This window comes from Eisenbergiella sp. OF01-20 (assembly GCF_003478085.1).
In the GTDB taxonomy this organism is placed as follows: domain Bacteria; phylum Bacillota; class Clostridia; order Lachnospirales; family Lachnospiraceae; genus Eisenbergiella.
Genome location: NZ_QUES01000012.1, coordinates 27,526 through 40,709 on the forward strand (window position 1 = coordinate 27,526; position 13,184 = coordinate 40,709).

The following is a 13,184-nucleotide window of genomic DNA, read 5'->3' on the forward strand; positions in this document are numbered from 1 at the left end:
TATAGTAAGCAGAAAACTCTACATGACAGGGGTTTCTGCTTTTTTTGTTGGGAGGAAAAGAAATGGGAAAAATAAAAGGTACCTTGCAAAAACAGGAAAAAGGAGAGAAACCAGCATGAAGAAATTACGTTTTTCCAGTGTGGTGTGTTATGCGTAGCAAAGGCTGTCGTGTAACATTTTCAAAGTAAAAAAAGAAATGATACGGGTATAGCCTTTGCTCAATCCTGAATAAAGAAAAAGGAGAGAGCATAATGAGCTATAAAAAAGCAGCCGATGTGCTGCCGGAAGAAATAATAGATCTGATACAGGATTATGTGGACGGGGAATATCTGTATATCCCCCGTAAGGAAATAAACCGGAAGGCCTGGGGTGAGAATACCAACAGGAAGAAGGAAACACAGGTGCGAAACAGGGAAATCTACCGCAGATACCGGGAAGGAGTGCCGGTTTCCCACCTATCGCAGGATTATTACCTTTCCCCGAAGAGCATACAGAAAATCATTGCGCGATGCAGGGAAAATTCCACATAAAAGCAACCCGCCTAAAGGCGGCAGAAAAAAGAGTCAGCTCCCCTGTCCTTTATGAGAAAAGGGCAGGGGAGTTGGTATTTCAGGGACGCTTTTTCCTTTCTGAAACAGGAAGCCGGTTGCGGACGGTGCCTGGGGATATTTATAATATTCCCATACGGCAGCGGCTTTTCATGAAAGAGAGGAATGGATGATGAAGAATAAAAGAAAAACGGAACCCGGTAACAAAGGGACGGATAGTGTGGGTAAAGGGATGGAAAGCGCCGGAAAGCAGGGAATTGTGGTACGGATCGGAAATAGGCAGGCGCTGGTTTTGACGGAGGGCCGGGAGGAGGCATGTCTGCTGGCCGGTTTCGGAGAAAACGGAAAAGAAGCGGCGGAGGTGGGGGATCAGGTAGTAATTGAGCCGGCGGGCGGGCAGCAGTATAAGCTGGCGGAGATTAGGCCCCGCAAAACGGAGCTTTACCGGGGAAACCGCCGGCAGGGAAACGGGCGGCAGGAGAATAAAAAGACAGGAGGGGAAGAGCGCATACGGATCGCGGTAAACGGGGATTGCCTGCTTGCCATGGTGAGCGCGGAATATCTTCTCCATCAGGCCGGCTATCCGGAAATGGCAATTTTGGCCGCCAGACGTGCGGGTATGGGCGCGGGCCTTTTCATCAGCAAATGGGATCTTGTGAAGGAAGGAGCCGGGGATATTCTCTTGAAAAAAATGGATCTTTACCGGAAAACAGCGGATTTTGTATTCGCAGGTTCCGCCCGGGAACCGCAGCCGGAGCTGTTTCAGGCGGTAAAAGGAAAAAGCGTGGTGGTAACAGGGGACAGAGGCTGCGGAAAAACGACACTGATTCAGGGAATGCTGGGAAAAGAGACGGATACCGGCAGGAGGACGGCGCATTCGGCGGGAACCCATACCGTCTGTCTCCAGGCAGGGCCGGAAGGAACATGGCTGACAGATACACCGGGATTCCGGGATTTTGCACTGGCTCATGTAACACAGGAGGAACGGGAAACTGTTTTTCCTGAAATAGCAGGGCTGGCGGCAGAATGCCGGTATGCGGACTGTACCCATACCCATGAGCAGGGCTGTCGGGTATTGGAGGCTTTGCGGGAGAAACGCATAGAGCGGGAGCGGTATGATGCATATCAGAAAATGGGAAATGGGGAAGAGACGGCCCCTGCTGCGATCAGGCGTCCCCGGGCAGATTACAGACACGAACCCTGTAGGGAGAGTTTTGTATGCCAGGTCTGCGGGAATCCTGTGGCGCCGGAGGGTGCGGGGAGTATGCACAGGAACCATTGCCCTAACTGTCTCAGCAGTGTGCATGTGGACAACGAACCCGGGGATCGGGCGTCACTGTGCAGAGGGATCATGGATCCGGTAAGTGTATGGGTACGTAAAAACGGAGAATGGGCCGTCATTCACAGATGCCGGCTATGCGGAGCCTTAAGCTCCAACCGGATCGCAGCTGACGATAATCCGGCTCTTCTCATGTCCATCGCGGTAAAACCGTTGGCGATGCCTCCGTTTCCTCTGGACAGGCTGGAGGACGGAATCCGGGCGGCAGGCGGTTCCGGTGTGCCGGAAAACGGTGTTTTGTAACAAAGGGCATGAAATGGAGAGAAAAAGTGAATATCTTCTATTGACAAGGGGAATACTGGAAACTATAATCATATCTAGTGGTAGAAATAACCACCAATTTCATATTCCTCGATAGCTCAATGGTAGAGCACTCGGCTGTTAACCGAGTTGTTGTAGGTTCGAGCCCTACTCGGGGAGCTAAGGAACTGTCGCATTACGTAAGCTCAGATGCCGGGGTATCGGAATTTACGCAAGGCGGTACCTGGGATTAAGCGGTTTGATAGAATTCTATCAGGCCGCTTTATCGGTTAACATAGAATGTCTTGCAGAAAGCAGTAAAAGGAGAGTACAGGTTATGAGTAAAGTCAGCCAGCTGGAACCCCAAAACGTATTTCATTTTTTCGAAGAAATCTGCGGAATACCCCATGGTTCAGGAAATGTGGAAAAAATCAGTGATTATCTCGTGGATTTTGCCAGGGAGAGAAAGCTCGCCTGTTTTCAGGATGAATTGAAAAACGTGGTTATCATAAAGGAAGCCACTGCCGGTTATGAGCAGGAGGCGCCTGTGATCCTCCAGGGGCATATGGACATGGTAGCGGTCAAAAATAAGGACTGTACCAGGGATATGACCCGGGAGGGCCTGGATCTGGATGTGGATGGGGATTATCTTTTTGCCAGAGGAACCAGCCTGGGCGGGGATGACGGGATCGCCGTTGCCTATGCACTGGCGCTTCTGGATGCATCAGACGTAGCCCATCCCCGCCTGGAGGTGGTGATAACTGTGGATGAGGAAACCGGGATGGAGGGCGCTAATGGCATCGACCTTTCCATGTGCAGGGGACGCCGGATGCTGAACCTGGATAATGAAGAAGAAGGCGTACTGCTGACAAGCTGTGCCGGCGGAGCCAGGGTTCATGGCAGGATGCCGGTTGAACGGGAGAAAAAACAGGGATGCCGTTTCCGGATCGAAATAAGCGGCCTTACGGGAGGCCACTCCGGAGCGGAGATCGATAAAGGAAGGGCAAATGCCAACTGCCTTTTGGGGAGGCTCATCCATTTTTGCAGAAAAACAGGAGATGTAAGATTCCTTTCCGCAGAGGGAGGAAGCGCGGATAATGCTATCCCGTCCTCTTCCCGGGCGCAGCTTTTTACAGAAAACGCGCAGGCTGCAGTACTGGAAGAGGCTGTCAGGAAACTGGAGGAGATCCTACGCAGGGAATATATTGTGACGGACCCGGGGATCGGTATCCAAATCCTGGAAAAGGAAGAAGGAGAATGGGACGTTTTCACCGAAGAAAGCACGAAGAGGGCGGAAATACTGCTCTTTCTGATGCCTAACGGAATCCAGAGCATGAGCGCCGATATCAGAGGTCTGGTACAGACCTCCCTGAATCTTGGCATTTTGAAGACAAAGGACGGCGAACTGGAACTGGATTATTCGGTGCGAAGTTCTGTAATGAGTGAAAAGGAAATGCTCATAGATAAGGTATGTCTGCTGCTGAAATCGCAGGGAGGAAGCTGGGATATATCAGGGGACTATCCGGCGTGGGAATTCAGGCAGGATTCTCCGCTGCGCGATAAGATGGTGAAGGTATATGAGGAAATGTACGGGAAGGCCCCGCGGATAGAAGCGATCCATGCCGGCCTGGAGTGCGGGATTCTGGCCGGAAAGCTGCCGGGACTGGATTGTGTATCCATCGGACCGGATATGAAGGATATCCATACGCCGGAGGAACGCCTGTGCATTTCATCCACGAAGAGAGTATGGGATTATGTTCTTGAGATACTGAAGAAAAAAGGGTAACTGTGAAGGGACGGAACCGTTACGGCAATAGAAAAATAAGGAGCTTGTATTTCAATGATTTTATTTCAATGTGACTATAATGAAGGCGCCCATCCCCGGATAATGGAGCGTATGATGACTACTAACCTGGAGCAGAATCCGGGTTACGGAGAGGACTCCCACTGCAGCCGGGCTGCGCAGCTCATCCGGGAAGCCTGCGGGAAGGATACGCTTGCCGTACATTTCCTGGTAGGCGGCACCCAGGCCAATATGACCGTAATTGATGCGGCGCTGCGCTCCCATCAGGGTGTGATATCTGCGGCAAGCGGCCATATCAATGTCCATGAGACCGGGGCGGTGGAATCCCTGGGACATAAAGTCCTTGCCGTTCCCCACACGGACGGCAAGCTGACCGCCGCCCAGGTGGAAAAGCTGTGTCAGGACCATATCCATGACAGCTCCTTTGAACATACCGTGCAGCCCAAGATGGTTTATATTTCAAACCCGACGGAGTACGGAACGCTTTATGGCAGAAAAGAGCTGGAGGAATTAAGCGGCGTATGCAGGAAATACGGATTGTACCTGTTTATGGATGGCGCCAGACTCGGCTATGGGCTGGCCTCGCCGGAAAACGAACTGGATCTTCCTTTTCTGGCAGAACATTGCGATGTGTTTTACATCGGAGGAACCAAGGTGGGTGCGCTGTTCGGGGAAGCCGTGGTAATTGCCAGCGAAGAACTGAAAACAGATTTCCGCTATTTTATCAAACAAAAAGGCGGTATGCTTGCCAAGGGGAGGCTGCTCGGCATCCAGTTTGAAACTTTGTTTGAAGACGATCTGTATATGGAAATATCCCGCCATGCCATCCGTATGGCGGAAAAGCTGCGGGATGCTTTCCGGGAAAAAGGCTATCCTTTTCTTGTGGAAAACAGAACGAACCAGATTTTCCCCATAATGCCGGATTCCGTACTGGAAAAACTGGCCGGTACATATGGGTACTGCTATCAGGAGCGCGTGGATGAGACCCACAGTGCCGTCCGCTTCTGCACAAGCTGGGCCACCAGGGAAGAAAATGTAAATAGCCTCATTGAGGATTTGAAAAAATGCTGAAAGACCGTCCTGTAGCTAGTACTTATGGGGAAGGAGAAGAAACGCTCCCTCCCCTTTTTTAGGATATGGGAGAACGTCTTTGCAGGCAGCGGGTTTTTGACTGTGAAATAGAAAACGGCAACCAAAGGCTTTCCTTAGAGAAAATACTTCTTGCATATGAAAAGATGGACCTGGATCCGACTTATCTGCTGACGGGAGAGTATGCTTACAATAAATCGCTGGCGGAAGTTTTCAGGAACTGCCCCAAGGAAAAGTGCACATATTTGGAACAGATCCAGCTAGATCTGAAAATATTGTGTAAATGAGCCCGTCTGACTGAAAAGGGGAACAGGGACAGATACGAAAGAGGATATTGGGCTAATGGAGAATAGCAGAGAGTTTTTCGATAAATTGTACATTACTGAGTTCACTCAGATAGAAAAATACGTCCGTCGTATGCTTTATGACAACAATGCCGTGGAAGATATCGTGCAGGATACTTTCTTTGAAGCGTACAGAAAAAGAGAAGAACTGATGAAACATCCCAACATTCCCGGCTGGCTTCGGGTGACGGCTAAAAATAAGGTGATGAAGTGGGAAGAAAAACAGAGAAAGTATAGCCTGGATTTTGATTTTCTTTTGGATAATTCTGTGGAGGAACGGAATCCTGAAGTGGATGATTTCAGGATGGTGGAGATCTATACTGCGGTAAAAGAAATTTTATCGGAGGAAGAGCTTGAGCTTTTACGCTGTTATTATGAATATGGTTATACATCGCAGGAAATAGCAGAAAAACTGGGCATCAGTGATACCTGCTTTAAGGTACGGATTCTGAGAATGAAGCAGAAAATCCGCGACAGCATGCTGCTGCCGTTTCTGTTTGGTGTGTGCGGGCTGATACATCAGCTGATTACATTCATAGGAGACAAGTTATGACACAGTCAAAAGAGCCTCGAAATGAAAAATTAATAAATGATTTATACGAAAAGCTGAACTGGTATACATTTGAGGCCAGCGACGAGCAATTTGATGAAAAAGAAGTGGATGCCATTGTACAGCTTCTGGATGTGTTGGAACCGATGAAGGAAGATCCCAGATACCCGTCGGATCCGGCAGCTGCCAGGGATCGTTTTTATAAGCGTTTCGGCCTGGAAGAGGAAATGAGTGGTTTGAGGGATTCTGGCTGTGAAAATATGGAAACAGAGCCTGCAGAACAGAAAGGGAAAAAGAAAAAAGTGTTTGTCCGTTTCGTCGCTGGGCTTGCGGCCTGCCTGGTGCTGATGCTTTCAGTGAATGTGGGATGTTATGCTTTGAAGGAGAAATCGTTCTTTGAGGTGGTCAGGGATGGGATTGGGCGGACGAAGGTTACTGTGACGGGAAATGTGGAGGGGATAGATGATAGTGATACGGACATCAATAAATATGATTCTTGGACAGATGTAAAAACGATTGTCGAAGATAAAATACTGCTTCCAAGTTATATTCCAAAAGAGTTTAATTTAGATGAAATAGTTATAAATAATACAATATCCAAAAAGTCTATACTTGCAAAATACACTGCAAATGGAAAAATTCTTACTTATGAGATTAATATCTATCCTCAGAATTATTATGAGAGATATATTCAATATGATGATGATTGGGAACTTATTGACGAAGAGGGTGATAATGATGAGATACAGTACTATTCAAAGGGAGGACAAACGGAAGCATTATTTACGTATAATAATGGTATATACTTGGTAAGAGGAGATGTAACGCTTAGTGAGTTAAAATCTATTGTACATAATTTAGAATAAGGAAAGATATTAATAAATAAGAAATAAGAGGGTGTAAAATCAGCATTATTATGACGCGCTGATTTTGCACCCTTTTGTGTAACTATATTGTAGTAAGTTAGAATAGATAGGCATAAGAATTCACAACAAAGTTTATAGGGATAAAGGAGAAAAAGTATGAAAAAAGTACAAAAGAGAATTTTGATAATGGTCTTATTTACGATTCTTTTTGCAAGGCCATTAACTATTTTTGCATCAGGTTCAGGAAGTGATTTTGTTGAAATACCTAATGTACAAATTAATATTAAATCCTCATCTAATGGTTCTATCAATCCTTTAGCAGAACCATCATTAGGTGCATGTGACTTGGGAATAGGAATTTGTAAGAATGGACTAGGAATCGAATATACAACAAGAACAACTGTTACGGCAACAGAAATTGGTGTTAAAGACTTAGTTCTACAAGAGAAAACAACTTTTGGATGGAAGGATATACCAGTCAAAGACCATAGTACAACAGATTCAGATTATTATACAGGTTCTATTGTATATTTAAAAGCTGAACCTGATAAATCCTATAGAGTTTATTGCACTCATTATGCAATAATAGATGATATAGAATATACACTTTATAATGAAACAAATCCAATAGTTTATAATTAATTTTTTAAATGTGGATTCTTATAGTTTTGATTTTAGTATTGTAATCATGTTGGACTTTAATAAAAAATCTCATATACATTTCTTATAATTATAGTATAATAAACCCATCCCAATAGAAAGGAACAACCACAAAAGAAATGTTAAAATCATACATAGCTTTCGACCTGGAAACAACAGGTTTGGATCCGGAGCAGCATGAAATTATTGAAATAGGAGCCCTCAAGGTGCGGGATGGGAAAGTGGAAGCGAGGTTTATGGAGTTCATCCGGCCCGGCCGGCCGATATCGCGGGTGATAACGAATCTTACCGGAATCAGTAATGAGATGGTGGCGGATGCGGAAAAAAGGGATACGGTGATTCCTGCCTTTCTGGAGTTCTGCGGTGATGAGGTGCTGGTGGGGCACAATATCATGTTTGATTATGGATTTATGTGGAACCAGGCGGCAGCGCTTGGATATGGATTTGATAAGCAGGGAGTGGACACGCTGCGGATTGCGCGGCGTGTCCATAAGGAGATGCCATCCAAAAGCCTGGAGGCTTTGTGCTCCCATTATTCCATAGAAAACCAGGCGGCGCACAGGGCTTACCATGATGCGCTTGCTACGGCAAAGCTGTATCAGACGCTGGCTCATTATTATGAGGAAAAGGAGCCCCGGGTTTTTAAACCGGTTGCCCTTGTTTATAAGGGAAAAGGCAGGGAAGAACAGCCTGCAACGCAGAAGCAGGTGGAATTCCTCATGCGCCTTTCCGTTCAGAAAAAGGTGGCGGTAACCTGGGATCCCAACAGGCTGACCAAAAGTGAGGCATCCGGGTTGATTGAACGTATCCTGTCCGGAAAAAAGGATTGACAAAACAGGTCGGTGATTGTAGACTCAAGGTATAGAGGTCTATAATCACCGACCTGTTTTGCCAGGAGGTATCTATGGAGAATGTAAAACTTTGTGACAGTGATTACCGGTTTATGAGGATTGTGTGGGAATATGCACCGGTGAATTCCGGGGAGCTTGTCCGGCTGTGCAGGGAAGCGCTGGGTTGGAAGAAGTCCACGACTTATACAGTGATTAAGAAGCTTTGCGGGAAAGGCTATATTACCAATGAGAATGCGGTGGTATCCGCGGTGATTCCCAGGGAAAAGGTGCAGAAGGAGGAATCGGAGTATTTTGTGGAACGCACCTTCGGCGGTTCCCTTCCGCAGTTTGTAGCTGCCTTTCTGGGAGGGAAAACCTTATCGGAAAAAGATGCGGAACGGATTAAGGAGATGATTGACGCCCATAAGGAGGGATGAAGATGCCGGAACGTCTGTTTGTACAGCTGGTCAATATGAGCCTGACCGCGTCCTGGGTGATCGCGGTGATTTTGGCGGTGAGGGCTTTATTCGGGAAAATGAGGCTTCCGAAAAAGTACGCCTATTACTTGTGGATTATTCCGGGGTTCAGGCTGCTGTGCCCGGTATCGGTTTCTTCCGTAATCAGTCTGTTTAACTTACGGTTTTTCAAGGGGACAGGGCCGGCGGGTACACCGGCAATGTCCCCGGCTGTGATGGATAGGGGAACGGCAGGAAATCCTGCTTTTGCCGTGGGAGTGTCCGGCTTGGATCGGATGCTGCAGGCATCGCTTCCGGCTGAGACACCTGCGGTCAGTATGAATCCCATGCAGCCGGTACTCCGGGCAGCGGTCATAATCTGGCTGGCCGGTGTGGCGGTGCTCGGGATTGCCGGCCTGGTTTCCTGGCTCCGCTTGAAAAAGATGGTATCTGTGGCAGTGCGCAGGGAAAGGAATGTGTATGAATGTGAGAAGATTCCCTCTCCTTTTGTGCTGGGTCTGTTTCATCCCAGAATTTATATTCCGTACCGGCTTCCGGAAAAAGAGAGGGAGTATATTCTGCTGCATGAGACGTATCATATCAGACGGGGGGACTGTTTTGTCAAGGTGCTGGGATATCTGGTGAGTGTCCTTCACTGGTTCAATCCGCTGGTTTGGACGGCTTATTTCTGTATGGGGCGGGACATGGAAATGAGCTGTGATGAGAAGATCCTGTCCGTTATGGGAATGGAAATCAAGAAAGAGTACAGCCTTTCGCTGTTGTCTTTTGCCGCCAACAAGCGCGGATACTTTGCCGGCCCCTTGTCCTTCGGGGAAAAGGATGCCGGAAAAAGGGTGCTTCATGTGCTTAACTTTAAAAAGCCGGGTTCCCTGGCGGCAGCAGGGGGAATCCTTCTGCTTGTTGTCCTCGCGGCTGTCTGTCTTACGGATGGAAAAAAAGAAGGCGGGCCGGAGGGAGCCGACGCGCCGGCAGGAAAAACGGAGGAAAGCAGGGAAGTGCAGCCGGAGGCGGAAGCGGAGGGCAATGCTTCTCCGGGGAACGAAACGGATGGGCAGCTGCCGGAGTTTGCCCGGGTCAGGGATCGGATAGTGCAGCAGGGACTTCTCCTGAACCAGCCTCTTGCCTTTGGGGAGGCGGTGGATCCGGAGGATGGCGACGCCGTTGTCCGGATGGCGGAATCGGCCGACGGGGTTTATGCGGCGTATGGTTTTATCAGCCCGGAATATGGATCCAGAGGTATATGCCTGCGTAACTACCAGGGAGCGGACGAGCATCTGAATTATGTGGATGCAGGCTGGGTGAATGCTTATGAGGAGCCGCGGCTGGCTGTGGGGGATTATGATGGAGACGGGGAGGAGGAGGTGGCTTTTGCCTTCGTATCCGGAAGCGGGACCGGCGTGTATGTGGAGACCCTGCTTGTTTTTGAAACGGACGAAACCGGCCACATGTATCCCAGTGAAATGACGCAGGAAAGGCAGGAAGAGGAAATCAGCCGTCTGCTGGAGACCCGGGTTAATGCGGATGCGAAAACGTTGGAGCTTGTGGATAAGGGAACCGGGGAAACCGTGATCGGGGGCATTTCCTATGGTAACGGGGAGGAGCAGGCGGAATTCATCGGGATGGATTATAGCAGCCAGATACGTTACAGCGTGGGAGAGGATATATTCCTGTTCGTCGGGGCCGGGGTATTTACGGACATGTCACCCATGCCGGAATTGTCAGAGGATAATGTGGCCTTCCGGGTGCGGTTTCACAATCCGGAGAACGGGTCCGGCGGCCGTTTTACCCTGGAAGATCCGGCGCGGGGCGTTTTCGGCGTTTCTGCGCAGGCGGGAACCGTTTTTGATGAGACAGCGGTTTTGATACCGGGAGAGAACGTTGCCCGGATAGAGATTACTAACGGAAATACAGGAAGCGTCAGTTCCATCACGGACAGGGAAATCCTGGAGAAGGTACTGGAGGCATACAGAGAACTGGATATCCGTCCGAACGGGGAACTGAAGGTACGTTCCGGGTATTCCTACCGTATGGAACTGTTTGATAAAAAAGGGAACCGGCTGCAAAGCGTGGTTCCCTATAAGGACGCGGTGATGATAGATGGACAGATATATGACGGGAGTATGAACCGTACCACTACGGATTTGCTTCTGGCTTTGGCGGAGGCGGTTACCTGAAATATAACTGTTCCAATTCGTCTCCGGGAAGGGGGGAAGCAAAATAATCCCCCAGTCCTTTCGAACAGCCGGTATCGCGCAGAATCTGGTATTGCCCGTTGGTCTGTATGCCGTCCGCGATTACGGTGATATCCATTTTCCGGCAGAAATCCACCAGGGCCGTAATCGTTTTTCTGCATTTACCGTTATCCGATAAATGCAGAAGCATGCGTTTATCCAGCTTCAGCATGTCGAAATCCATGGAAACAAAGAGGTTCAGATTGACATTGCGGATACCGAAATTATCGATGATGATGGAGACTCCCCTGGCTTTCAGGGTTTCTATGGTTTGCAGGAGTGTATCCTGGTCTTTTTTATCTTTTATTTCGGTTTCTATTTCAAGCAGGCTGACAGGCACTGAATATTTGTCGAGAAGGGAATCCAGCAGTCCGGTAAAGCTTTCTATTTCCAGTGTGCTTTTGGACAGCTTTATGGAAACGGGCAGAAGCATGTCCGTTTTCCGGCACCATTCATGGATTTGTCTGCATACCTCTTCCAGAACGTAAAAATCCAGTGTCCGTATCATATGGACTTCCTCCAGAACCGGAAGGAACTGTTCGGGAAGAAGCAGCTTTCCCTCTTCGCCCCTGCAATAGACGACAGCTTCTATGCCGTCAGCTTTTTTGTCCGCCATGGAGAAGCGGGGACGGTACCGGATAAAGAACCGGTTTTCCTGAAGCATCTTCTGCAGCCGCCCGGGCTGAATCATACCATATACATCATCCAGGGTAAAACGATACCGGTCGGCCCGGTCATTGTTCCTGTAATGAAGCTGTTTATCCAGATACATCCTTTCATCGGCCCGGTACAGAAGCTCCTGCATATCCTCCGGATCTTTGTCCCAGCAGCTTCCCAGGGCTACCGTGTAGTTGTTTTTTGAAGCAAACTCCTGCTCCAGGGTATCCGTTATGTGCTGGAATTCCTCCTGGGAAATGTTTTCACAAATCGTGACGAATTCATCGCCGCCCACCCGGTAATTTCCTTTGCCCGGACAGCACGTGCGGATTGTTTTTGCGGTGTCAACCAGAATGGAGTCGCCGTGCTGGTGGCCGAAAAGGTCATTTTTTTCCTTGATCCCATTTACGTCAATGTATATAACCCCAACAGGAAACAGAAAACTTTTTTCCAGATCCCGGACATAGGCGTTACGGTTCATGAGCATGGTAAGAGTATCAAAATAACCGAATTTCTCCAGCTGCCGAATGGACCACTGCCGGTACAGCGCCGAGGAAAGGAAAAAACCGATGGATGTCAGGAGAACATTGGTACCGGTCGTTACCGGCAGAGGAAAATTGTACAATCGCAGACAGCCGACACATTTATCGTCCCACAAAAGGGGCACTATGGCGAGGGTATGGATCTGTCCGGCAGCCAATTGTCTGTATTCCTCAGGAAACTGCAGCCGGATATCTTCAGGGTTATGAAGGATAACGGCTTTTCCGTCCCGGAAACAGGAAAGCAGTCCGGGATCCTGTTTCATGGGAAGTTCCGGATGGGCATCCTTTTCACTATTCCATTCGCAAACCTTTTGAAAATCCCCTTTTATTTCCTGAAACAGGACGGCGTTCTCTGCTTGCAGGTATGAGCCTGTCATGCGCAGGACATCCTTCAGGGCGTTTCCTTCTTTATCCGCCTCTATCAGTTTTTTGGCGCAGGCGGTGATCAGATTTTCCATTTCCAGCTCGTTCCGCAGAGCGGCCTGCTGTTCTTCCTTCTGGGTCATGTCAAAGGCAACTTCAATTTTTACTTTTTTCCCGTTCCAGTCAATAATCCGGTCCTTCAGGAGGAAATGTCTGTCCAGCTTCCCGTTGGAATGCTCCCAGGTATAAAAGGCATCCTCTGTCAGAAAGGCGTTGGGACAAAATTCGCAGGGAGAATCCTTGTCATGGACAAGTTTGTAGCATAATTGTCCTCTGACATCCGTAATCCCGAAGGAATCCCGTCCGGTCTTGTTCATATAAAGCAAATGGTAATTCTCTAAATCCACCACATATATCAGTTCGGACATTTCATCAATAATTTGAAACATAATGCCGGCCTCCTCTTTCATGAAGACAGGAAGGTTGGTTGCGGGCGGAAAATGCGCGGAGGCATTAATAACCGAACCTTATCATCTGTTTGTATTTCTATTATATTCGACATTTTTACATTTATATTTAGTATTTTATACAAATATCAGGAAAGAAATTAATTTCTGGGAAAAACAGCCGAAGTAATACATATGG

General features: G+C 48.2%; 11 protein-coding genes and 1 tRNA gene. 11 read left to right on the forward strand and 1 reads right to left on the reverse strand.

What is annotated here, in order from left to right:
* The first annotated feature begins 251 nt into the window (after positions 1-251).
* The 11 genes from DXA36_RS15135 (at position 252) to DXA36_RS15195 (ending at position 10,920) form a co-directional block, all read left to right on the forward strand.
* On the forward strand, positions 252-530 hold the full coding sequence (locus tag DXA36_RS15135) for a CD3324 family protein (RefSeq protein WP_118680358.1): 279 nt from the start codon (positions 252-254) through the stop codon (positions 528-530).
* Positions 531-717: 187 nt separating this feature from the next.
* Entirely contained in the window at positions 718-2,130 is a 1,413-nt protein-coding gene (locus DXA36_RS15145; RefSeq protein WP_118680360.1) for an RNHCP domain-containing protein, read from the forward strand.
* A 105-nt stretch (positions 2,131-2,235) separates the two neighbouring features.
* Positions 2,236-2,307 (forward strand) — tRNA-Asn (locus DXA36_RS15150).
* A gap of 157 nt (positions 2,308-2,464) precedes the next feature.
* Positions 2,465-3,913 (forward strand): aminoacyl-histidine dipeptidase, encoded by a 1,449-nt coding sequence (locus DXA36_RS15155; RefSeq protein ID WP_118680361.1) that lies wholly within the window; start codon positions 2,465-2,467, stop codon positions 3,911-3,913.
* A gap of 54 nt (positions 3,914-3,967) precedes the next feature.
* Positions 3,968-5,002 (forward strand): threonine aldolase family protein, encoded by a 1,035-nt coding sequence (locus tag DXA36_RS15160; RefSeq protein WP_118680362.1) that lies wholly within the window; start codon positions 3,968-3,970, stop codon positions 5,000-5,002.
* A gap of 360 nt (positions 5,003-5,362) precedes the next feature.
* Positions 5,363-5,917: an RNA polymerase sigma factor gene (locus DXA36_RS15170; RefSeq protein WP_118680364.1), complete on the forward strand. Its 555-nt coding sequence runs from the start codon at positions 5,363-5,365 to the stop codon at positions 5,915-5,917.
* The gene (locus tag DXA36_RS15175; RefSeq protein WP_118680365.1) at positions 5,914-6,780 is read left to right on the forward strand and encodes a hypothetical protein; all 867 of its coding nucleotides are present in this window, start codon (positions 5,914-5,916) and stop codon (positions 6,778-6,780) included. The genes DXA36_RS15170 and DXA36_RS15175 overlap by 4 nt, the downstream gene beginning before the upstream one ends.
* Positions 6,781-6,936: 156 nt before the next feature.
* On the forward strand, positions 6,937-7,422 hold the full coding sequence (locus DXA36_RS15180; RefSeq protein ID WP_118680366.1) for a hypothetical protein: 486 nt from the start codon (positions 6,937-6,939) through the stop codon (positions 7,420-7,422).
* A gap of 137 nt (positions 7,423-7,559) precedes the next feature.
* Complete coding sequence (locus tag DXA36_RS15185; protein WP_118680367.1) at positions 7,560-8,270, forward strand: 3'-5' exonuclease; 711 nt, start codon at positions 7,560-7,562, stop codon at positions 8,268-8,270.
* Positions 8,271-8,344: 74 nt separating this feature from the next.
* Positions 8,345-8,707: a BlaI/MecI/CopY family transcriptional regulator gene (locus DXA36_RS15190; RefSeq protein WP_118680368.1), complete on the forward strand. Its 363-nt coding sequence runs from the start codon at positions 8,345-8,347 to the stop codon at positions 8,705-8,707.
* 2 nt (positions 8,708-8,709) lie between these two features.
* Positions 8,710-10,920 carry a M56 family metallopeptidase gene (locus DXA36_RS15195; RefSeq protein WP_182479091.1) on the forward strand — a complete coding sequence of 737 codons (2,211 nt, stop codon included), beginning with the start codon at positions 8,710-8,712 and terminating at the stop codon, positions 10,918-10,920.
* Here the strand turns inward: DXA36_RS15195 and DXA36_RS15200 are convergent.
* Complete coding sequence (locus tag DXA36_RS15200) at positions 10,913-12,988, reverse strand: sensor domain-containing diguanylate cyclase (protein ID WP_182479092.1); 2,076 nt, start codon at positions 12,986-12,988, stop codon at positions 10,913-10,915. The two genes, DXA36_RS15195 and DXA36_RS15200, sit on opposite strands and share 8 nt — an antisense overlap.
* Positions 12,989-13,184: the final 196 nt, after the last annotated feature.